Annotated in this window: 22 protein-coding genes; 13 read left to right on the forward strand and 9 right to left on the reverse strand. The window is 49.9% G+C overall.

Annotated features, from left to right (window positions below; genetic code table 11):
* Nucleotides 1-17 precede the first annotated feature (17 nt).
* On the reverse strand, nt 18-224 hold the full coding sequence (locus tag B157_RS0116180) for a hypothetical protein (RefSeq protein ID WP_020604347.1): 207 nt from the start codon (nt 222-224) through the stop codon (nt 18-20).
* 55 nt (nt 225-279) lie between these two features.
* Between B157_RS0116180 and B157_RS0116185 the strand changes: the two genes are divergently transcribed.
* Nucleotides 280-1,407: an NACHT domain-containing protein gene (locus B157_RS0116185; protein ID WP_169521745.1), complete on the forward strand. Its 1,128-nt coding sequence runs from the start codon at nt 280-282 to the stop codon at nt 1,405-1,407.
* Nucleotides 1,408-1,485: 78 nt separating this feature from the next.
* Here B157_RS0116185 and B157_RS0116190 read toward each other — a convergent pair whose 3' ends face one another.
* The gene (locus B157_RS0116190) at nt 1,486-2,817 is read right to left on the reverse strand and encodes a DEAD/DEAH box helicase (protein WP_020604349.1); all 1,332 of its coding nucleotides are present in this window, start codon (nt 2,815-2,817) and stop codon (nt 1,486-1,488) included.
* Nucleotides 2,818-2,964: 147 nt separating this feature from the next.
* Between B157_RS0116190 and B157_RS0116195 the strand changes: the two genes are divergently transcribed.
* From B157_RS0116195 to B157_RS0116220, 6 genes are all read left to right on the forward strand, one after another.
* Nucleotides 2,965-4,683 carry a hypothetical protein gene (locus B157_RS0116195; RefSeq protein WP_020604350.1) on the forward strand — a complete coding sequence of 573 codons (1,719 nt, stop codon included), beginning with the start codon at nt 2,965-2,967 and terminating at the stop codon, nt 4,681-4,683.
* A gap of 66 nt (nt 4,684-4,749) precedes the next feature.
* A complete protein-coding gene (locus B157_RS0116200) occupies nt 4,750-6,078 on the forward strand; it encodes a DEAD/DEAH box helicase (protein WP_020604351.1) in 1,329 nt (442 codons plus the stop codon).
* Nucleotides 6,044-7,225 (forward strand): DEAD/DEAH box helicase, encoded by a 1,182-nt coding sequence (locus B157_RS0116205; protein ID WP_020604352.1) that lies wholly within the window; start codon nt 6,044-6,046, stop codon nt 7,223-7,225. Before B157_RS0116200 ends, B157_RS0116205 begins: the two co-directional genes overlap by 35 nt.
* Nucleotides 7,226-7,441: 216 nt before the next feature.
* The gene (locus B157_RS0116210) at nt 7,442-8,182 is read left to right on the forward strand and encodes a glycine zipper domain-containing protein (RefSeq protein ID WP_020604353.1); all 741 of its coding nucleotides are present in this window, start codon (nt 7,442-7,444) and stop codon (nt 8,180-8,182) included.
* An 82-nt stretch (nt 8,183-8,264) separates the two neighbouring features.
* Complete coding sequence (locus tag B157_RS0116215) at nt 8,265-8,717, forward strand: YybH family protein (protein WP_020604354.1); 453 nt, start codon at nt 8,265-8,267, stop codon at nt 8,715-8,717.
* Between the two features lie 86 nt (nt 8,718-8,803).
* The gene (locus B157_RS0116220) at nt 8,804-9,217 is read left to right on the forward strand and encodes an antitoxin YezG family protein (protein WP_020604355.1); all 414 of its coding nucleotides are present in this window, start codon (nt 8,804-8,806) and stop codon (nt 9,215-9,217) included.
* A 93-nt stretch (nt 9,218-9,310) separates the two neighbouring features.
* Here B157_RS0116220 and B157_RS0116225 read toward each other — a convergent pair whose 3' ends face one another.
* Both B157_RS0116225 and B157_RS0116230 read right to left on the reverse strand, forming a co-directional pair.
* Entirely contained in the window at nt 9,311-10,546 is a 1,236-nt protein-coding gene (locus B157_RS0116225) for a multidrug effflux MFS transporter (protein WP_020604356.1), read from the reverse strand.
* A gap of 113 nt (nt 10,547-10,659) precedes the next feature.
* The gene (locus tag B157_RS0116230; protein ID WP_157618466.1) at nt 10,660-10,839 is read right to left on the reverse strand and encodes a hypothetical protein; all 180 of its coding nucleotides are present in this window, start codon (nt 10,837-10,839) and stop codon (nt 10,660-10,662) included.
* 181 nt (nt 10,840-11,020) lie between these two features.
* On the opposite strand from B157_RS0116230, the gene B157_RS0116235 reads away from it, so the two are divergent.
* Complete coding sequence (locus B157_RS0116235) at nt 11,021-11,590, forward strand: hypothetical protein (protein ID WP_020604358.1); 570 nt, start codon at nt 11,021-11,023, stop codon at nt 11,588-11,590.
* Nucleotides 11,591-11,612: 22 nt separating this feature from the next.
* On the opposite strand, the gene B157_RS0116240 is transcribed toward B157_RS0116235, so the two are convergent.
* Together B157_RS0116240 and B157_RS0116245 are read right to left on the reverse strand one after the other, a co-directional pair.
* Nucleotides 11,613-12,215 carry a DUF1684 domain-containing protein gene (locus B157_RS0116240; protein ID WP_020604359.1) on the reverse strand — a complete coding sequence of 201 codons (603 nt, stop codon included), beginning with the start codon at nt 12,213-12,215 and terminating at the stop codon, nt 11,613-11,615.
* A 154-nt stretch (nt 12,216-12,369) separates the two neighbouring features.
* Nucleotides 12,370-13,467 carry a hypothetical protein gene (locus B157_RS0116245; RefSeq protein ID WP_041952147.1) on the reverse strand — a complete coding sequence of 366 codons (1,098 nt, stop codon included), beginning with the start codon at nt 13,465-13,467 and terminating at the stop codon, nt 12,370-12,372.
* A 308-nt stretch (nt 13,468-13,775) separates the two neighbouring features.
* On the opposite strand from B157_RS0116245, the gene B157_RS0116250 reads away from it, so the two are divergent.
* Nucleotides 13,776-14,246: a hypothetical protein gene (locus tag B157_RS0116250; protein WP_020604361.1), complete on the forward strand. Its 471-nt coding sequence runs from the start codon at nt 13,776-13,778 to the stop codon at nt 14,244-14,246.
* A 75-nt stretch (nt 14,247-14,321) separates the two neighbouring features.
* Here B157_RS0116250 and trxA read toward each other — a convergent pair whose 3' ends face one another.
* Nucleotides 14,322-14,627, reverse strand: coding sequence for a thioredoxin (gene trxA / locus B157_RS0116255; RefSeq protein WP_020604362.1), 306 nt, complete (start codon nt 14,625-14,627; stop codon nt 14,322-14,324).
* A 103-nt stretch (nt 14,628-14,730) separates the two neighbouring features.
* Nucleotides 14,731-16,038: a bifunctional 3,4-dihydroxy-2-butanone-4-phosphate synthase/GTP cyclohydrolase II gene (locus tag B157_RS0116260; RefSeq protein WP_020604363.1), complete on the reverse strand. Its 1,308-nt coding sequence runs from the start codon at nt 16,036-16,038 to the stop codon at nt 14,731-14,733.
* 209 nt (nt 16,039-16,247) lie between these two features.
* Between B157_RS0116260 and B157_RS0116265 the strand changes: the two genes are divergently transcribed.
* From B157_RS0116265 to B157_RS0116275, 3 genes are all read left to right on the forward strand, one after another.
* Entirely contained in the window at nt 16,248-18,230 is a 1,983-nt protein-coding gene (locus B157_RS0116265; protein ID WP_020604364.1) for a T9SS C-terminal target domain-containing protein, read from the forward strand.
* 106 nt (nt 18,231-18,336) lie between these two features.
* Nucleotides 18,337-18,669: a YbaB/EbfC family nucleoid-associated protein gene (locus B157_RS0116270; RefSeq protein ID WP_020604365.1), complete on the forward strand. Its 333-nt coding sequence runs from the start codon at nt 18,337-18,339 to the stop codon at nt 18,667-18,669.
* Nucleotides 18,670-18,772: 103 nt separating this feature from the next.
* Entirely contained in the window at nt 18,773-19,804 is a 1,032-nt protein-coding gene (locus B157_RS0116275; RefSeq protein ID WP_020604366.1) for a glycosyltransferase family 2 protein, read from the forward strand.
* A 37-nt stretch (nt 19,805-19,841) separates the two neighbouring features.
* On the opposite strand, the gene B157_RS0116280 is transcribed toward B157_RS0116275, so the two are convergent.
* A complete protein-coding gene (locus B157_RS0116280; protein WP_020604367.1) occupies nt 19,842-20,102 on the reverse strand; it encodes a PspC domain-containing protein in 261 nt (86 codons plus the stop codon).
* Nucleotides 20,103-20,395: 293 nt separating this feature from the next.
* Between B157_RS0116280 and B157_RS0116285 the strand changes: the two genes are divergently transcribed.
* Nucleotides 20,396-20,596, forward strand: coding sequence for a cold-shock protein (locus B157_RS0116285; protein ID WP_020604368.1), 201 nt, complete (start codon nt 20,396-20,398; stop codon nt 20,594-20,596).
* Nucleotides 20,597-20,625: the final 29 nt, after the last annotated feature.

Consider the following 20,625-nt stretch of genomic DNA (forward strand, 5'->3'; position numbering starts at 1 on the left):
ATGTTGATGCGCTACCTCTATGAAGCCAAATCGGGTTTGACAACCGTTTTTTTTCGTGGGTTAGCCGGTGGCTGGCCCACACTAGCCTGGAGTACTTGTTGGCCTAATGCAGTCCAAACCTGGGTAAACTGTTGTTCGAAGGCGAGAAAGGTGGGCTGTTGCTGAATGGCGTCTAATTGGTCGTATTGAGCGTCAATCAGCGCATGGAGTTCTTCACGAGTCATAGTAGTGCACAGAAAAGGGGTACAGATTATACAATGTAACTATTTGCGGGTACTTTTGAAATGCACCCATGAGAACAACTATGAAATACCTGCAACTATAACGGATATATATACGGATTTCGTTGCAGTTCTTCTAGGGAAACTGGAAGTAAAAGATAAGAACGGTTTACTTTTGTTTAATATAAAGAGGAGGTTATTTACTGTATTAGCGTTACATATGCTTGATAATAATATTTATGAGATTGATTTAAGTTTTTTTAAAGAATTTATAAATAAATTTTTAATTGACCGTGGATACCAATTACAAAATGACGATGATATTAATGATCTGATAGAAAAATCTGGACTGTTATACCAAGATGAAAATAATATGGTTGGTTTTAAACAAATAGCTTTTGTGGAGTTTTTAGCATCAGTAGAGATATATCACAATCAGCGTGATACTCATTATAAACGTTTAGTGGAAAATTTTAATGATATCAACTGGCAAAATACCGCTATATTCTATGCTGGTCAATCAAAAGAATTAGTAAACATGATAGATGACGTGGTAGAAAAGGCCCCAAACTTAGATATCAAAGATAGGTTTATGAATGTGGGTGGTATGGGATACTTATCACAGGCTTTATATCAGACAAAGCCAAAAGATCGCAAAAAACTAGTATTTAAATCATTAGATAATTTAATGAATTCTATAAATGAAATTAAAGAATTTACGAGAGATGAAAAAAGTCTTTTCTATAATATGCCTTATCCTCTTATGTTGACTATTATAAGTTTCTGGTTCACAGAGAATTTTAAGTCTATTACACTGAAACAAACACTAGTTGACTCATTCGGAGATCTTGAGATGCTAAATTTTGAATCTTCGAAGGAGAGTTTTGAAAATGATTTAAAGTTATTAATAATCTCCTCAACATTATACAACACTTATATTGCTGATGAATCTTACTTACTGAAGCTTTTTGATAAACCAAGCTTTATGAAGCATCCCATCCTACCACTTGTTGCAGACATGATAATTGATCTTAATAATGGTACACACCTTAATCCAGAGTACAGAAGGCGCATTGCAAAGGAGATAAAGAAAAAACGAGAATATATCAAAGATGTATTAAAGGAGCCCGCTTATAGATATGGCGAAGATTTCATAAGGGACGATGATTATTCTATTTCTCCATAGATTTGCTTTCCGGTGACTTTGTAAGCAAAGGGCTGTGTATCTATTCTCTTTGCTTCGAATTCCCAGCGTAATTCCACTCTACCGCGCCACTTCAATCTTGTACTTTTTCCCCTTCATTTTTTCGTCTTTCACTCTCTCCAGTAGTGCATCGACTTTGGCTGTTTTTACGGCGGCAAAGGAGATGAAGTCCTGCACTTCAATTCGGCCCAGGTCGCCTTTATCGAGACCGCCTTTCTGCGAGAAAAAACCAACAATGTCCACTTTGTTGAGCTTGTTCTTCTTGCCGCCACTCACGTAGAGCGTCACAAAGTCGGGGGGGGCGGGCAAAGTGGGTCTGGGCTGGGGATCGGTGGGGAGGTCGATTATTTCGAGGGATGCGTCCAGGTAAGCCGGGCGGGGTTCGTTCCGGTGCAGGATAACGTAGGCCGTGCCGGATGCCATCATGCGGGCCGTGCGCCCATTCCGATGCACGAACTCATGTGCCTGTAGGGGCAGGTGGTAATGAATAACGTTTTTCATCTCCGGAATATCCAGTCCGCGAGCTGCCAGGTCGGTGGTAACCAGGTCATTGACGCTGCCATTCCGAAACCGGATCAGTGCCCGCTCGCGGTCGGCCTGTTCCATGCCGCCGTGGTAAAATGTGGTGTATAGCCCATCTTCATTGAGTAGGGCACTGGTTCTTTCGGCGGCTTCCCGGTGGTTGCAGAAAACCAGGGCGGCTTCGGGGCCCAGCGAGCAAAGTAGCTGAAACAGCGTATCGATTTTGTCCTTCGCTTCGGAGTACACCACTTTCACCGTCAGCCGGGGCGTTTCGTCTTCCGGCATGAACGACAGCGTGGTGGGCGATTTAAGCCGTACAAAGTCCGGGATAGGAATACCGGCGGTTGCCGAAACCAGCACCCGTTTCCGCAGGTTACGCAGCCCCCGGATAATGAAGGCCATCTCATCCTGAAATCCCAGTTCCAGTGCCTTATCGAACTCGTCCAGTACCAGCGTTTTGATGCCGTCCAGCGAGAAGGTTCGGCGGGTGAGGTGATCCCGAATGCGTCCGGGCGTACCAATCAGCAGGGCGGGTGGATTACTGAGGTTGTTGATTTCGGTTTCCATCGGGTGCCCCCCGTAGCACACGTTTACTTTGAAACCCGTTGCCATTTTTTTCCACACCTGTTCAATCTGCATGGCCAGTTCGCGGGTGGGGACCAGTATAAGGCACTGCACTGAGTTGCTGTCAGCATCGAGCAGACCAAGGATTGGCAGCAGAAAGCCGATGGTTTTGCCGGAGCCGGTGGGCGCGATTAGAAACGTATCATTGTCCTGACCAATGGCTTCGCGGGCGGCTTCCTGCATCGGATTCAGGGCCGAAATGCCCAGACTGTCCAGTATCTGCGCCTGTTGTTGTGGGGTTATCATGCCCTAAAAGTAAGCGAAAAATAGCGGGTTGAGCGTGTTCCTGACCCGGCTATCATCGGTTTCGTCTCATTTAATACTGGACCCGTCTCATACCGGTTCTATTAGATGCCGGGCCAACCGTGCTTTTAGCCCTAAAATGCCTGGACGATGGATCGAAGAAAGTTTGTGCGCACCAGTGCCGTTGCGCTCTGTGCGGTACCAATGCTACCCGCAACTGCTTTTCCGGCGGTTGTTCCCTTACCCGTAAAACCTGGCTGGCTGCGTGATCTGATTCACCTGAATGATCAACAACTGAAGTCGATACAGGCGTATCGGGTGGGCGAAGCGGGGGCATTTCCGGGTGCGATAACCGATGGGGACGATATTCCCAATCCGCAATCAACGGCCGATTTCGTTCGTCGGGCGGCCTGTGCTATTTCCTGCCCGGAGTCGTCGTTTTATCAGTCTGCCGGTTTGCTGCGGCAAATCGATTCGGCGCTAGGTTACCTGCTGAAGGCGCAGCATGCTGATGGTACGCTCGATTTACCCGCCACCAATTTTCATTCAACACCCGATACGGGTTTTATCGTCAAGCGGTTAGTGCCCGCTTATACGTTGCTGGAGCAGTCGGGTACGCCCGAACGGGAGGCCGTGCTGGCGACGTTCAAAACGTTTCTGCTTCGGGCGGGAGAAGCTCTGACGGTGGGGGGCATCCATACCCCCAATCACCGCTGGGTGGTGTCGGCGGCACTGACCAAACTAAATGAGCGCTGGCCGGATTCCAACTACGTGAACCGGATAAACCGGTGGCTGGCCGAGCATATCGACATGGACAGCGACGGGCAGTACAACGAGCGCAGCACCCTGATTTATTCGCCCCTGACCAACCGTCTGCTGATTACCATAGCGAAGGGCCTGCAAAAACCTGAACTGCTGGAGTACGTTCGCCGGAATCTGGCCATGACCATGTACTATGTCCATCCAAATGGCGAAGTGGTTTCGGAAGCTTCCGGCCGACAGGATAAAGCGCTGGTGGGTACGCTGGAAGGCTATTACTTCCCCTACCGGTACCTGGCGATTCATGATAACAACGGCGAAATGGCTGCCATGTGCCGACTGATTGAAAAAACGGCCATGCCTAAAACGGTTTACTTGCTCGATTACCTGCTGGAAGACCCTACTCTGTGGCAGGAATTGCCAGCTTCCAGGCCGTTACCAACCAGTTACGTAAAAACATATCCTCATTCGGGGCTGGTACGCATTCGTCGCGATACGTGGGATGGGACCATTTTGTCGGCTAGCCCCGTCTGGCTTACGTTTCACAAAGGCGATGCCGTGTTGCAGGGAATGCGGGTGGCCAGTTCGTTTTTTGGCAAAGGGCAGTTTCAGACCGGGAAAATCGACCAACAGGGCGATAGCTGGGTACTGACGCAGGCGCTGGACGGACCGTACTACCAGCCTTACCCACCCGACCAGATTCCGGCCGATGGGGACTGGGAGAAGATGCCGCGAACGAACCGGGAGCAGAGCGAAGTGCAAACATTGCAGACAACGGTAACCATCAGCGAACAGAACAATGGGCTGCAGGCCCGCATTACCATTGCCGGAACCGATGGGGTGCCCGTTGCCCTGGAGTTGATTTTTCGTCCGGGTGGCACATTCACTGGCGTCACCGCTCATCCGACGCGGGCCAATTCATATCTGCTTTCAGGTAGGGGTTCGTACACCGTCAAAGGGGATACCATTACGTTTGGTCCCGGCCAGGATGGTCCCGGACAGGCTGTCCACAAAAATGTACAGCTGCGGGGCGCGTTGCCCGCTATGGATGCCCCCAGCGTTTACATCACTGGTTTTACCCCCTTCGACCACACAATCAGCCTGTCGTAGCGGAGGTTATAGCGGTAGCTCATTGATTAGCCGTACCTTTGCCGGCTGGTAGACAACAGCCTGATTATGACATTTGACGAACTGAATTTAAATAAACCTCTGCTTAATGCCCTGAGTGATCTGGGCTATACAACCCCCACCCACATCCAGGAACACGTTTTTTCGGTGGTGATGTCGGGGCGGGATGTGTGCGGACTGGCCCAGACGGGTACGGGGAAGACGCTGGCCTATCTGCTGCCCTGCCTGCGCCAGCTTCTGTTTTCGAGAGAGAAATTACCCCAGCTACTCATCATTGTACCCACGCGGGAGCTGGTGGTGCAGGTGCTGGAAACGGTGAATCAACTGACAAAATACCTGAACCTGACGACGGTGGGTGTGTATGGCGGTGTCAACATGAAACCACAGGTGGCCCAGGTGTTGCAGGGTATGGATATACTGGTGGCCACGCCCGGTCGGCTGGTCGATTTGCTGACGAGTGGCGTGCTTAAGACGAAAGCGGTTAAAAAACTGGTGATCGACGAAGTAGACGAAATGCTGAATCTTGGCTTTCGCACGCAGCTGAAAATTATTCTGGACCTCTTGCCGCCCAAACGGCAGAACCTGCTGTTTTCCGCTACCCTGACCACCGATGTGGAAAAACTGATCGAAACGTTTTTCAACAGCCCGATTCGGGTAGAAGCGGCCCCAGTGGGAACACCGCTGGAAAATATTGCCCAGACGGCCTATCAGGTGCCTAATTTCTATACGAAAGTCAATTTACTGGAACGGTTGCTCCGTAAGGATTCGACCATGACCAAAGTGCTGGTTTTTGTGGCTACCAAACAATTGGCTGATCAGTTACACGAACAACTGGATGATGACTTTTCGGAGCAGACGGGCGTTATTCACTCCAATAAGGCCCAGAATCTTCGTTTCGAAGCCGTCGACCGGTTTAAGTCGGGGGTGTACCGCGTGCTGATTGCTACGGACATTATTGCCCGCGGTCTGGACGTGGCCGAAGTATCGCACGTCATCAATTTCGATCTGCCCGAGGTGCCGGAGAACTACATACACCGGATTGGCCGCACCGGCCGGGCCGAAGTAGATGGGATTGCCATGGCGTTTATCACCCCGGCCGACGAAGAAAAACAGGACGCCATCGAAGCGCTGATGAACTATAAAATTCCGGTGCTGCCGCTGCCGGAAAATCTGGTTATTTCCGACGTGCTGACGGAGAATGAGAAACCAGTTGTGTACATGAAAATACCGGACATTAAAACGCCCAAACGGGAAGATGTCGGTCCGGCCTTTCACGAGAAAATCGATAAAAACAAGAAAGTAAACGTCCGGCGCGATCACGCAGCCGAAAAAATGTTGAAATATGGACGACCCATCAAGCGGAGCGGAAAAAAATAAGCAGTCTTTCAAAGCACTGGGCCTGTCGGCCCCCCTGCTGAAAGCTATCGCGGAGCAACAGTATGACCGCCCGTACCCCATCCAGTGGGATGCCATTCCGTCCATTTTGCGCGGTAAGGATATATTGGGTATCGCCAAAACCGGTTCCGGCAAAACGGCCGCGTTCGTGTTGCCGATTCTGGAACTGTTTCACCGGACGAAGGAAACATCAGGAGCCAGTCCCAGTGTGCTGGTGCTGGTACCCACCCGCGAACTGGCCGCGCAGGTAGCCGGGGTGTTTCAGGAGTTGAGTGCGCATCTTTTCCCGAAGGTAAAAACCGTAGCGGTGTTCGGGGGAGTGGCCATCAACCCCCAGATGATAGCCGTACACGGGGCCGACATTATCGTAGCCACCCCCGGCCGACTACTGGATCTTCTGTCGCAGCGGGCTTTACGCCTGTCGGGCGTGGAGATTCTGGTGCTCGACGAAGCCGATAAAATGCTCGAACTGGGTTTTGATGAGGAGATGAGCCAACTGTTTGACCGGCTCCCCAAAAAGCGGCAGACAATCCTTTTCTCCGCCACGCTGGGCGATTCCATTCAGGACATCAACGAAAAATGGCTCCGGTTGCCGGTTAAAGTAGAAGCCATCGAAGAAGAAGCCCCCAACCTTGACCTGATTAGCCAGCTAGCCTACAAAACCAGCCTGGAGCGCAAAGGGCCACTGCTGCGCTACCTGATTAAAACCGGCAACATGACGCAGGTGCTGGTGTTTGTATCCTCCACCCGAACGGCGGATAATCTGGTTGTCAAGCTCAACAAGAACGGAATTCAGGCGGCTGCCATCCACGGTCAAAAAGGGCAGAGTATCCGGACGGAAGTACTGCGTGATTTTAAAGCGGGTAAGCTAACCGTCATGATTGCCACCGATCTGCTGTCGCGGGGTATTGATATTCCGTTGCTGCCCCATGTCGTTAACTTCGAACTACCCCGCTCGCCCAAAGATTATATTCACCGGATTGGCCGCACCGGCCGGGCCGAAGCAACGGGGAATGCTATCTCGCTCATCACGCCCGATGATGACCATCATTTCTACATCATTCAGAAAAAGATGGGCAAACGGGTTGAGCAGATTGACGCGGCCGACTTCGATTTGCAGGGATACTGATTGTGGCCTCTGAGTCTCCAAAGGGCATTCGTGACCAATTTTATCCCTGTTGCCTGCTTCCAGCGATACATTGTCTTTGCGTTTCCTGATAAGTTGCTATGAGCCTGTCCGGTTAAACCATCGGTTGCAGAAATAATCTTATGCAAAACAATGGCCGTACTGATCAGGTTAATTGTGATCTGAAAGCCATCATTTTCACGTAAATTAAGAAACGCTATGAAAAAGACTAATTCGATTGCTACACTCATTGTGCTGGCAATCACTATACTAGGCCAGCCTGTCGATGCTCAGGTTATCAAAGGCTGGGGCACCGGAACTAACGGTGCTGTTATTGGCGCTGCCACCGGCGCAGCCGCAGGAGCTGTTATCAACAAGCGCAACCGGGCCGTCGGTGGTGTTGTAGGCGGTATTGTTGGAGGAGCGGGCGGCTACGCCATCGGTAAGAAGTCGAAAAGACGCTGGAGTCCGCAGGCAACGGGTACCGCCATCGGGACCGGTGCAGGTGCCGCTGCGGGTGCCATCATCAACAAACGTAACCGTGTGGTAGGTGGTGTTATTGGCGGTGTAGCGGGTGGAGCGGCTGGTTACGCTATTGGCAAGCATGTCGACAATAAGCAGAAGGCTGCCGAAGCGGCCCGAGTTGCTGCCGCCGAGAGAGCCCGTATTGCTGCTGCGGATAGAGCCGCTGCCGAAAAAGCGGCCGCCGACCGGGCTGCTGCCAATCAGACCGAACAGGCAAGGGCCGTAGCCCAGCGGACAGGCGTACCAAATTCAGTAGCAGGAGGAGCCGCCAGCCCAACGGTAGCGGCCACCGCACCTGCCATGCAGGGGGCCAGTATTATGGACGCCGGTAAGCCGGTTGCTTATGTGTACAAGTCCGGGTTTCTGGTGAACGATACGTATGGTGATCCACTATCGCCCTATCCAACCTACGAGTATCGCCGGAAAAGCTGGTAATCTATTTAGTCTGGTACACTGCTCCCACCCGATTACGTGGGGCAGTGTACTTTTTTTGTCATTCACTACAAATTTTACACTTATGAACTTCTTCCGTATTCTCATCGTGGCTGCGCTTTTCGCGTCCTGCTCAAAAACAACGGATACCGTTAATATTCAGGATTTAAACCGGCAGTTTATTGATGCCTGGAACAATAAAGACGCGGCCAAAATAACGAATCTACTGGCCGATGATGCCGAATTCCTACAAGGCAACACGCATTTTAAAGGAAAGTCGGAAGTGGCCGAGAAATGGGTTCGGGAAACGCTGCCAACCCTGAGCGACCTGAAAACGAACGTAGTAAGCTCCGGAACCGATACCCAGACAGCGTATGAAGCGGGTACGTTTTCGGTGGATGTGATGCCGGTCAATCCGTCCGATCCGCACGCTTTTGGCGAGGGCAACTACATCCTGCTCTGGAAAAAAGTAGCGGATAACAGCTGGAAACTAAGTTATGCTCAGTTGGAAGACCTGCCGGTACAGGTGAAAAACTAGCACTTACTGCACCTTTGTTCTGCCCGGTACGGTTCATAGACCCTACCGGGCAGAACTATTTTGAGATTACCCCTCTTATGTGACGTATGACAACGAATGAAATTTACGATGTATTGACCGACGCCATCAGCGCCATTATTCCCGATGAGTGGACCATCGTACGGCTAAACGCTCAGTTTCTGTCCGACGGACTGGACTTGGAGCTGGATGGTCACTATCTCACCCCGACGGGCGAACTGGAAGTGCTATCCACCGATTTCCCGGAAGAAGCCACCGAAGCGGTTCAGGAGTTGTATCTGCACCGGAAAACCGCGGGAGAGCCACCCGCCAATCGACTACAGATCGACCTGACTGCCCAGGGTCAGTTTACGGTTGAATTTAGTTGGGATCAGGAAATTCAGGACGAGGACGATCATTTCTCCAAAGGCGGCACGGCGAAGGAGTGGATTGCCATCCGCGAAGCTAAATACGGCCCAATTGACGATCAGGCTAGTGAGTAGCTATAGAATGCGGGAAGCTATAAGAAGAAAGAAGTGAGATGAAGGACCAGCTTGCTAACAGTCTTTCAGCTCACTTCTTAAGCTCTTTTTCTCCTATAACACAACTTCCACCAGTGGTTCGTTGCTGGTGCGATGAGTAGTTTGGTACTGAACGATGCGTTGCCCAATCACCAGGACAGCTAGTCCACCAACAACGCAGCCCGTCATTACGCCCACCATCGGTATGGCGGTATTGTCGTGCAGTAGGCTGACAGTTGCCGAAACCAGTGCCCCAAATCCCATCCGGAAGCTACCCATCAGGGCGGCCGCGCTCCCCGCATGACGCGTAAATGGAGCTAAAGACAAGGCCGATGCATTGGGGCCGGTTATGCCCTGTCCGGCCAGAAACAGAAACAGCATCCCAATCAGGCCAAACTCGCCAAACCACCCGGCCCAGGTACCGAGTACCATCAATAACCCCACCACCGACTGGTAGGTCAGCGTAACCAGAATGATCTGCTCGCTGCTGTATCGTTTCAGAAAAAAACGATTGAACTGCGTTGGAACCACCAGCGGGACGGTCATGAGGGCGAAAATCCAGCCGTATTCCTGCGCGCTGGCGTGGTAGAGATTCATGAACACATCGGACGAACCCGCCAGATAAGCGAAGGGGGCCGACGTTGCAATACCACCAACCAGCGTGTAAATTAGAAACTGCGGCTGCTTGATAACGGTAGAAAAACTTCTTAACACCGCCTGCGGACGTAACGACAGGGAAGCGTCCGGCTGCCGGCCATCGGGCAGGGCAAAATAGATACCGACCAGCATAAGGGCGGTAATGACGGCCAGGATAAGGAAAATGGAATGCCAGCCGAAAGCCATAGTCGCGTAACCGCCAACGGTTGGGGCAATCATGGGCGAAACGGCGATGACCAGAATGAGCAGCGAAAAAACCTGGGCAATCTGCGAAACCGGGAATAAATCCCGTACCAGTGCCTGTGCCGCTACCAGCCCCACGCAACCACCCAGTGCCTGGAGTAACCGCATGGCAATCAGCGTTTCGATGGATGTACTAAAGGCACAACCAATGGAAGCCAGCAGGTAAACGACCAAACCAGCGTACAGGGGCCGCTTCCGGCCGTACCGGTCCAGCAGGGGTCCGTACAGGAGTTGCCCGACAGAAATACCGACCAGATAGGCCGTTAGCGATAGCTGAACCTGGGAAATAGACGTGTGAAGGTCGCGGGCAATAGCCGGAAAACCCGGCAGGTACATGTCGATGGAAAACGGACTGACGGTAGAGAGTGCCCCTAAAATCAGGATAATAACAAAATGCTGTCGGCGAGTCATAAACTCAAAGAAAAAGTACTTCCCTACATACGTTCAACCCGGACTGATTGTTCCCGGATTACTTTTCTCTATTGGGTAAATAGGCTAATTGGGGGTGTGTGACAACAAAGGTATCATGCCAGTCCGCTACCCGGTACTTTTTGACCGAATGCTGATTGCGTTCGGTAGCCCATGCCACCACTTGCGTTTACAATTGACGCCAGGGTGGAAATACGCCGGTTCTGGTATCGACAGGCCGGGACTGCGAAAATTTCATCCTGATTGAGTCCAGGAAAAGCGGTGGTCCGTTTCATAACGTTGACGGGTAGTGTACCTTTGCTTAGTAAGTCGGTTAAGTACAGAAGGTGGTTGGAGGTGAGTTGAATGGGTATTTTAGTCATCTGCTAAATCAAACAAAAACTTTCGTTACGATGTATTAAATGAGCGATTGAGAAAGCAAAACCGGCGTTGTTCTCACGCATCCATTAGTTGATTATGCAGGACATTGAACCCTTCTATGGCTGGGAGAAATATTATACCGCATCGGAAGATGAGCAGTCTCCGTTTTATGAGCGGGAGTACAACATGCAGCAGTATGAAAATACGATTTACGGCTACTATATCCACCCGCTCTGGGATGAAATAGGCTCGGAAACCCTATACTGCAAAATCCTATTTGCCAACTACGACCGGCAGTTTGTGGTCATTGAACTCTTCGGCGAGTGGAACGACACGCTTCATAACGATATCATGTACCTGAAACGGCAGGTAATCGACCCGCTGGTGCAGCAGGGAATTAAATACTTCATCCTGATTAGTGAGAACATCCTCAATTTTCACGGCTCCGATGATAGCTACTATGAGGAGTGGTTTGAGGATGTGGAAGATGGCTGGATTGCGGCTGTCCACTCGCCGGATTTCATTGAGCGGGAATGGAAAAAATACCATCTCGATTACTACATCAATTTTGGGGGTACGCTCGACATTGCCAATTGGCGGACCCTCAAACCCGCCGGGCTATTCGAGTTGGTAAATACCCTGCTCGTCCGTCGGTTGGGGGGGTGATGATACCAACAAAATCGTACGTCTAATGGTCTTTTTCGTAGGTTTTCTCCCCCGCTTCAATGGCAACCGACAGCATGTTGTTCCTGGGCGGAATCGGGCATGAATACCCTTCCTGATAGGCGCAGTAGGGATTGTAGGCCCGGTTGAAGTCCAGCGTTACTTTTCCGTCTTTAATGTCGCCCGTGCGGAAGTCGATGTACCGCCCACCGCCGTACGTTTCTTTGCCGGACGTAGCATCCTTAAACGGCAAAAACAGGTAATCCCGGTAGTTCGGAACCTTCATCAGGTTCAGACTCCGGTACACTGTCAACTGCTGTGGTTTGCCATCCAGCACAAACGACAGTACGGCGTAGGCTACATGCTCCTTTGTTTTGCCGCTGTAAGTAGGCATGTCGAACGGTTCGGCGTTTACTGTTCGTTCGGCCGTAGCGATTATGCGGTACGTTGAATCTGGTTCGTAGAAGTGTATGTACGCCAAATCGGTGGTTGCTTTCAGCGGGCCACCGGCCGAATCCAGTAATTCCTTCCTGTATGTTTCCCGGTGTTGGGCAAGCTGCTCTGCAAAGGGCGTCTGGGCCAGTGCACTGGTAGTGAGCAGGGTGCATACGAGCAGTAGGATACGCATAGTAAGTGAGGTAAGGAAGTCAATCAATTATCTGGCAGAATGACAACGTACGCATAAAAATGGTTGCCATACGGGCAAAAATTAGTATATCAGTCCACCGGCTTAAGGGCAACAATCGGCCGCTTTGGCCTGGTAACTGATAGATAATACCGGTTTATCGGGCATGACCACCCGTGATGTCTTTCACTTTTTGAAAAAAGGCTTTTTTTCGATCGGAGTTGATACCCCAGTCTACCGGAACGCTTTGGTAACCCTCATGGTAATCCGTTTCGCCGGGAAACCGAAAATCGAAGTAGCCCCAGGAAACATAGTTTTGTACAGATACCGTGAAGTTGCTGGTGTCTTTGTCAAAGTCGAAATGATCGTCTTCGTTGATGACAATGGGCATTTTCCGGTAGCCATCCACTTTTTTTGTGGCGTCAATCAACGTTTGAATCTGTCCGGTTTGTTTGGCACCATTTCCGTGAATCAACAGGAAGTCGGAAGCTTTCACCACGTTGGGCGTTGGCACTACTCTGCCCTCATAACTGGTACTCACTAAATACCGATAGCCATTCTTCTGCCTGCTCTTCACCCGGTCAATAAGTTCATGGATGCGGTCGGGCCACAGGATTTTATGGTCGTAGTTTCCCCGCGCATTGGTTTCGTTGGCAATTTCGATGATCACGTTCCGATAGTTCCGCTCAAATAGCCAGTTCACCAGGTTATCCGTAGCGTTGATAACCGCCTGCTCATCGGTCAGATACTGGTCCTGACCGAAGTAGAAAATACCCAGGATAACCACCATGTGCAGGTCGTCGGCCTTCTTCAGAATCCGGTCCAGCCGGTTCATGTACGGAGCCATCAGCGAGCCATCGGGATTGAAGCCGGGATTCAGGCATTTTTTGTTGCCGTAGCCGTAAGGACTACCGCCCTGCATATTCAGCGTGAAGGCGTTCAGGCCGTAGCTATACCATAGGGGCATGGCGGCCACAAACTCGCTGGTGTTGCGGCTGGCATCCCACTTTTTGGTGTCCGGATAGGCAAACTCTTTCCCTGTTTCGGGGTTCAAATCGTCAAAAATTCCCTGCACCATCCGGGAGTTGATCAGCAACCCTTCAATGTTGTTCCCATTCCACGAGCGGCCCGGATACGTTGGTTTGCCATTGAGATAAAACTGGTCACCCCTGATTTCGACGATGGTCTGTGCGTAAACGGATTGAAGGAGTGAGCCCAGTAGAAACAGGCCGGAAAAAATGAGTTTTTGATTCATACATCCGATGGGTTTGCGGTTTGTTCGCTGCCTGTTGATAGTCGAAAAATAGCAGACGATACAAATAAGCGTTAAATCGTATTGATAGGCAATTTGACGGGGTTCATACCCAGCCATAGTTGGCTAAGACTAAAGGTAGTACACACATTTTATCCGTTCAGCCGTAGCGCAATTTCGGTGATTCATTCAGATCCGGGAGTCAGTTCGTCATGAACTGGATTCTTGTGTAATAGTATAAAAGTGCAAAAAAATAATTGTTTATTATAGTTTGTTGCTATACCTTGACCGTATCATCAATCCTTACGGTCATGAAAAAATCACTGGTAGTAATTGCTCTGGTATTAAGTACCGTTATGAATGGGTTGGCTCAGGCTGACAACGAAGCTATAAAGCGCGTGCTACGTAGTGAAACCGAAGGCTTTTTTAAACGGGACAAAGCGGAGTGGGCAAATGCCTGGGCGCACACACCCTACGTCAACTTCGCTGCTAACCTGTATGGCGGGGATTTCAGGCTGATTAAAGGGTGGAGCGAACTGGAAAAACAATTTGCCAGTCAGTTCAAGAGTAACAGGGTATCAGACAAGGTTACGGTACAAAACGATAACTACATGATACACCAGAACGGCAATATGGCCTTCGTTACCTACGACCAAACCCTGCTGGACAGCCACGGAAAAACTACATCAAAAGAAAGCCGGGTGCTGGAAAGACTAAACGGGCAGTGGAAAATAATCAACGTCATCGCGTTGACCAACCTGCAAAATTTTGGGAAAAAATAAGTTTTGATGCCCATAGAAATGGCCCGAATGCTATCATTCGGGCCATTTCCAGTAGAGAAGTCTGTGCAGCTAAGGCTAATTCCCAAACTGCTTTACCAGTCCTTCCAGCGTATGCAGGGGCTGCACCCCCGATTGCCGCCAGACAATCTTGCCTTCTTTAAACATAATCATGGTTGGTATGCTCCGAATCTGATACTGTTGAGCGGCTGCCTGAGCCTTATCCACGTCAATTTTAATCACGCGAACCTTGTCGCCCGACCGTTCAGTGAGTTGTTTCAATATAGGAGCCTGCTGTTTGCAGGGGCCACACCAATCGGCATAAAAATCGACCAGCACGGGCTTATCACCCTGTATGAGTTCTTTGAATGATTGCTTGTTCATAGTGGATTGTAATTAGTTTGTGGTTTGTGTAAGGCAACTAAGCATATGCGGTTAATCTGCTGATGAACACCGTGAGCGACAGACACTAAACCACAACTATCTGCTATTGTTCCTGGTTAATTGGTTCTTTCAGGATGGTATGTCCCATCTTGTCGCGTTTTGTCTGGAGATAGCGTTCATTATAAGGATTGGACGATATCTCAATGGGAATGGTGTCTATAATTTCCAGCCCGTAGCCCATTAGTCCAGCCCTTTTCTTGGGGTTGTTTGAAATAAGTCGTAGCTTACGAATACCCAGGTCCCGCAGTATTTGCGCCCCTACGCCATAGTCGCGGGCATCCATTGGCAAACCCAGTTCCAGATTGGCTTCAACCGTATCGCGACCCATTTCCTGTAGTTTGTAGGCTTTTAGCTTATTCAGTAAACCGATGCCTCGTCCTTCCTGAAACATGTACACGACTACGCCTTTTCCTTCCGCTTCTACCATTTGCAGGGCGGTATGCAGTTGACTGCCACAATCGCAGCGACAGGAGCCGAATATGTCGCCCGTAACGCAGGACGAATGAACCCGCACCAGCACCGGTTCGTTGGGCTCCCATTTCCCTTTTATGAGCGCGAGGTGAATATCGCCGGTGTTACTTTGCCTGTAGGCGATCAGGTCGAAATGACCCCATTTGGTCGGCATATCCACGCCAATTTCCCGCTGAATCAGGGATTCGGTACGGAGCCGGTACGCAATCAGATCCTGAATGCTGATAAGCTTCATGCCGAAACGGTCGGCCATTATCCGCAGTTGGGGCAACCGGGCCATGGTACCATCTTCATTCAGTACTTCGATAAGAACACCCGCTGGCGACAAGCCCGCCAGTTTTGCTAAATCAATGGCTGCTTCGGTGTGACCCGATCGGCGGATAATTCCACCTTCAACGGCCCGCAGGGGAAAAATATGCCCGGGCCTACCCAGATCGTCGGGCGTGGTGGCTGGATCGACCAGTGCCTGGATGGTTTTGGCCCGGTCAGATGCCGAAATCCCCGTTGTGCAGCCTTTGCCCAGTAAATCGACCGATACCGTGAAAGGGGTTGTGTGTACCGACGTATTACTGGTAACCATCATCTCCAGCCCCAGTTCTTCGCAGCGTTCCTGGGTGAGCGGAACACACATAAGACCCCGCGCTTCGCGAATCATGAAGTTGACCATTTCTGGCGTAATCATTTCGGCCGCACAAATCATATCGCCCTCATTCTCACGGTCTTCGTCATCCACGACCAGCACTATTTTACCGGCTTTAATATCGGCAACGGCCTCTTCAATCTGATCTAACCGGATGGGTGTCAAGCCATCCTGAGGTAACCCCTGACCCGGATCGACAGGCAATCCGCTGGTTTCGGAGTTGGTACTATTATTGCTCATCTCTTTGAGTCTATACGTGTCTGTGCATGTATACGTGCCGTTGATGGCTCGTTCTCCAATCGTACAGGACGATCAGAAACATGTACTGTTTGATTGAAAACTGATTTGGAGAAAGATACGTTTCGCCAGATGCGAAAATGTCTGTTAAGCCGTTTTCTACAAAGTGAGAAACGACGTAACTTTATACGAACGATAAAAAATTACCCTCTGTGCAAATTTTACAATTGGTGCTGATTGATGTTGGGGTGAAAGCCAATAAATTAGCTCATCGGGCAGTATTAACGCTGGCCATATTAGTACTGTTGAGCGTATTTTTACAGGCCCAGGCCCAGGCCCAGAACGTTTGCATCAATCCGGCATATCCTGGTAGCTTTTCCATCGACAAAGCGAAAGTGTGCGTTGGTACTTCTATTACCGTTTCAACGACAGCCAATGCTCCCGTATATAACTTTCAGTACGACGGCAAGAGTGCATTTGGACAATTCCCGACGGTTAATAGCAAAACATTCTCCTACACGTCGCCCGGCTCTTACACTATAGTTCAAGTCGGCGGTGGACTCACTGGTACCATTGCGTGCCGGGAAGTAGTGGTGCTGCCCGTTGATCCGGTTAAGTTTACGGCAAGAGGATGCTCCGGCCGACGGGCTATAGTTACGGTCGATGCTTCCACACTAGGGCAGTACGATAGTTACGAGATTTACTGGGGCGATGGCGTGAGAGAACAGAAGACTCGTGCCGATGTAGCGGTGGATTTATCCCATACCTACACCAATGCCGGATCGTATGCAATAACGGTACAGGGAATTTACAATGCCCCGGCCAGCTGCCGGTCAACGCCAGGTCCGTCCCAAACTATTGCCGTTACATCAGCGGCTACTCAGCCCATTATTACATCGCTGAAAACAACCAGCGATAATTCCATTGACATTACCTATCAGGCCGGCACCGGGCTATCCGTGCAACTCTATCAAAAAGTAAATGGAACCTATACCGCAACGAGCCAGAAGGGGTCTGGTTCCGGTACCTTCTCGGCGCAGACGGATGCCAGACAGGTGCAGTGTTTTCAGGTAGTGGCGCAGGATGCCTGTAGTACTACCGGACTATCGTCGGATGAGGTTTGTAGTCTGGTAATCAACGTAGCAGCGGCTAATAAACAAAACAATTTGAGCTGGCAGCCCTACGCGGGCTCAGCCTCGCAATTCCGATTTTATCGGCTATACCGAAATGGGGGTGTAAACGGGCAGGTAACCAACCGTACCACAGGAACGTACGCTGATGCCAACAATATCACTTGTGGTACGCAGTACTGTTATTCGCTTGAAGCCACTGCCGGACCAACGCTTATTACGTCGCAGCCCGTCTGCGTAACGGGAATCAACAGCAGTGCGCCCGATAGCCTGAATAATGTAGTAGTATCCATCGAGAACAACCGTCCGCGTCTGGTAGCGGCCCTGCCCACAACGGGTGCCCCAACGGCCTATACCCTCGTTATCAGTCGGTCAAATGGCCCATTGGGACCATTTCAGCAGGTGGGTACGGTGGCGAACAAAAATACATTTGTGGATGACAGTGCCAACCCCCTGGCCAGTTCGTATTGCTATCAGGTGGCTTATCAGAGCAACTGTGGGCTGACATCGGTGCCATCGAAGCCGGTTTGTACGGTGCTTTTATCGTCAAAGTCAAACAAGGGAATCGACTGGACCGTCGATTCACCCTTTACGCCGGAACGAGTCGATAACTACATTCTGGAAGTAGTCGATTCACTAAACGGGACCAAACGCGAAATTCCAATTAGCGGCAATACCCATTATGAACCCGACCCCAACGACCCCAATCTGCAATCGCAGCGGTATCGTATTATTGCCGTGTCCACGAACGGGACAATTAGTTACTCCAACTTCTTTACCTTCCGGCGGGAAGCGAAAATTCTGGTACCTGATGCTTTTTCGCCGAACGGCGATGGATTGAACGATATGTTCCTGGCAAAAGGCATTTACTTTGATCAGTACAGAATGTCTGTCTACGACCGCTGGGGTGAGGTTGTGTACACAACAATCGACAAAACTCAGGGCTGGGATGGCAGAATAAAGGGGCAACTGGCCGAGCAGGGACAATATATGTACCGTATCGAAGTAATTGATCTGACCGGTTTTCAAACTGTTCGTACGGGTGCGGTGTTGTTAGTCAGATAAACAAAGTCAGGCAGTAAGTTAATGAGCCGGTCATTATTTGTTAACTAACCCACTCAACAACCACTTACTGACTAATCAACTGATTGACTCACTAACTACAAGGCATATGAACATGATGGATATGTTTGGGAAAATGAAGGAAGTTCAATCCCGGATGAAAGATGCGCAGGAAACGCTCGGTACCATTACCGAAACGGGCGAATCGGGTGCCGGTCTGGTGAAAGTAACGGTCAATGGCCTTAAAAACGTCCTGAAAATCGAGATCGACCCGGACCTGATCCGGGTCGATGATCGCGAAATGCTACAGGACCTCATCGTAGCCGCTACTAACAAAGCGATGGGTAATATTGAAACGAAAGCCCGCGAACATCTGCGTCAGGCTACCGAAGGGCTATTGCCTAATATTCCCGGCCTGAATCTGGATGGGCTGATGCCGTAAATAGTTTGTACGTTTGTGTCAGAATGCCAGTCGGTCCGTTCGCTGAGTCGGATGGTGCCCGTCGTGGCGTAATTAACCGACAACAAATTGCAAAACGCAGTACGTGGATATCCTCGCCATTGTTATTCTTAATTACAACGGGCAACCGTTTTTAGCTAAATTCCTGCCTCTCGTGCTGGCCAATGCTGATGGGCACCCGGTTTACGTAGCCGATAGCGCGTCTACCGACTCATCGGTATCTTACCTGAAAACGACGTTTCCCTCCGTGCGGGTCATTGAGCTTCCCCGAAACGAAGGCTATGCCGGTGGGTATAATCTGGCACTCGATCGTATCCGAACGCAGTATGGTGGGGCTACGTACTACGTGCTCCCTAATTCTGATATCGAAGTAACGCCCGGCTGGCTGCCGCCCATGCTGGCCTTGCTGAAGGCGAATCCCACTATTGCTGCGTGCCAGCCCAAAATTCGTTCTTATAGTGAGCGTTCGCTGTTTGAACACGCGGGTGCTGCCGGTGGCTTTGTCGACTGGATGGGCTACGTTTTTTGCCGCGGCCGCGTATTTGCCACCTTTGAGACCGATACCGGGCAATATGATGATAACAGACAGGTGTTCTGGGCAACGGGGGCCTGCCTGTTTATGCGGGCCGAGGTATTTCATCGGGTGGGGGGCTTCGATGCTTCCTTTTTTGCTCACATGGAAGAGATAGACTGGTGCTGGCGTGTACAGCAGCTTGGCTATGAAGTATGGGCCTGCGGACAATCCACGGTTTACCACGTTGGGGGCGGTACGCTCCACAAATCCAATCCCCAGAAAACGTTTCTGAATTACCGGAACAGCTTGTTCATGCTGTACAAAAACTGGCCGATCGATGGATGGCTTTGGCCTAAAATTTTTCTGCGTCTGGTGCTGGATGGCTTATCATCGATGCTATTTCTGAAAGCCGGACAGTGGCCGGATGTATGGGCTATTCTGCGGGCGCACTTCGCCTTTTACGGCGCACTGCCGCAACTATATCGGCAGCGTCGGTTATTGAAAAAGCAAAAAACAACCCCTGTGGCGCTTTACCCAAAAAGTATTGTCTGGCAGTATTTTTCGGAGGGCAAGAAGACGTTCGAAGAGATGGATGGTATGTGACTTACTTTATTATCATACAGCCTACAGCCTGCTATTCCTACAGTTCCCAAACGGTTGGGTGAGCATGACGGCGCAGGTGCTTGTTGATTTCCATCCAGAAGGCCAGAATCAGATAAAGAATAACCGGGGAACCCATCGTCAGGAATGAGGTATAGATAAAATACAGGCGAATGCTGCTGGCTGAAATACTCATTTTCTCTCCTAATCGCGTACAAACGCCAAATGCCTGACTTTCAAGGAAATATCGAAATTTGTCGATTTTCTTTGCCAGAAAACGAATAATTAACCAGTTAGTCATAAGATGAAGAGTTGATGACTTCTTACTAGATTGTTTGTCTTACAGATAGAAATTCAATATAAACTTAATGTATTTAGGTAAAAAATAGTACTAAAACTGTTGAAGTTAGAACATTTTTATTTTCTTTGTGTGGCAGCTCCGCAAACGTCACTGGTAAATAGGTTGCACGAATATACTTAACAAAGATCGTTGGTTGTCAACTAAGTATCCTATGAGATACTACAGTATCCGTTTCTTATTCTTTGTTAAGAACTAACCCTTAAAATGTTTAATTTTTTAATTGTTTAGGTTTTATGCAAACGGGTGAAGTTAAGTTTTTTAATGAGAGTAAAGGGTACGGATTTATTGTTGAAGATGGTACCAGTAGAGACATTTTCGTTCACGTTACGGGTCTGAATGGTCTTACTATTCGGGAAAAAGACCGGGTACAGTTTGAAGTGGTCGACGGCAAGAAAGGGCTCAATGCCGTAAAAGTCCAGAAATTAGCCGATTAATTTACCCTCCAGCGTTTACTTAGGAAATA

The sequence above is a fragment of the Spirosoma spitsbergense DSM 19989 genome, assembly GCF_000374085.1.
GTDB classification, from domain to species: domain Bacteria; phylum Bacteroidota; class Bacteroidia; order Cytophagales; family Spirosomataceae; genus Spirosoma; species Spirosoma spitsbergense.

Excerpts from the sequence above, each read along its gene's own strand:
- B157_RS0116205 (WP_020604352.1), top strand. The coding sequence starts at position 6,044 with ATGGACGACCCATCAAGCGGAGCGGAAAAAAATAAGCAGTCTTTCAAA.
- B157_RS0116260 (WP_020604363.1), bottom strand. The coding sequence starts at position 16,038 with ATGAGCAATAATAGTACCAACTCCGAAACCAGCGGATTGCCTGTCGAT.
- B157_RS0116270 (WP_020604365.1), top strand. The coding sequence starts at position 18,337 with ATGAACATGATGGATATGTTTGGGAAAATGAAGGAAGTTCAATCCCGG.
- B157_RS0116220 (WP_020604355.1), top strand. The coding sequence starts at position 8,804 with ATGACAACGAATGAAATTTACGATGTATTGACCGACGCCATCAGCGCC.
- B157_RS0116215 (WP_020604354.1), top strand. The coding sequence starts at position 8,265 with ATGAACTTCTTCCGTATTCTCATCGTGGCTGCGCTTTTCGCGTCCTGC.
- B157_RS0116235 (WP_020604358.1), top strand. The coding sequence starts at position 11,021 with ATGCAGGACATTGAACCCTTCTATGGCTGGGAGAAATATTATACCGCA.
- B157_RS0116285 (WP_020604368.1), top strand. The coding sequence starts at position 20,396 with ATGCAAACGGGTGAAGTTAAGTTTTTTAATGAGAGTAAAGGGTACGGA.
- B157_RS0116225 (WP_020604356.1), bottom strand. The coding sequence starts at position 10,546 with ATGACTCGCCGACAGCATTTTGTTATTATCCTGATTTTAGGGGCACTC.
- B157_RS0116180 (WP_020604347.1), bottom strand. The coding sequence starts at position 224 with ATGACTCGTGAAGAACTCCATGCGCTGATTGACGCTCAATACGACCAA.
- B157_RS0116240 (WP_020604359.1), bottom strand. The coding sequence starts at position 12,215 with ATGCGTATCCTACTGCTCGTATGCACCCTGCTCACTACCAGTGCACTG.
- B157_RS0116250 (WP_020604361.1), top strand. The coding sequence starts at position 13,776 with ATGAAAAAATCACTGGTAGTAATTGCTCTGGTATTAAGTACCGTTATG.
- B157_RS0116200 (WP_020604351.1), top strand. The coding sequence starts at position 4,750 with ATGACATTTGACGAACTGAATTTAAATAAACCTCTGCTTAATGCCCTG.
- trxA (WP_020604362.1), bottom strand. The coding sequence starts at position 14,627 with ATGAACAAGCAATCATTCAAAGAACTCATACAGGGTGATAAGCCCGTG.
- B157_RS0116245 (WP_041952147.1), bottom strand. The coding sequence starts at position 13,467 with ATGAATCAAAAACTCATTTTTTCCGGCCTGTTTCTACTGGGCTCACTC.
- B157_RS0116280 (WP_020604367.1), bottom strand. The coding sequence starts at position 20,102 with ATGACTAACTGGTTAATTATTCGTTTTCTGGCAAAGAAAATCGACAAA.
- B157_RS0116210 (WP_020604353.1), top strand. The coding sequence starts at position 7,442 with ATGAAAAAGACTAATTCGATTGCTACACTCATTGTGCTGGCAATCACT.
- B157_RS0116195 (WP_020604350.1), top strand. The coding sequence starts at position 2,965 with ATGGATCGAAGAAAGTTTGTGCGCACCAGTGCCGTTGCGCTCTGTGCG.
- B157_RS0116190 (WP_020604349.1), bottom strand. The coding sequence starts at position 2,817 with ATGATAACCCCACAACAACAGGCGCAGATACTGGACAGTCTGGGCATT.
- B157_RS0116230 (WP_157618466.1), bottom strand. The coding sequence starts at position 10,839 with ATGAAACGGACCACCGCTTTTCCTGGACTCAATCAGGATGAAATTTTC.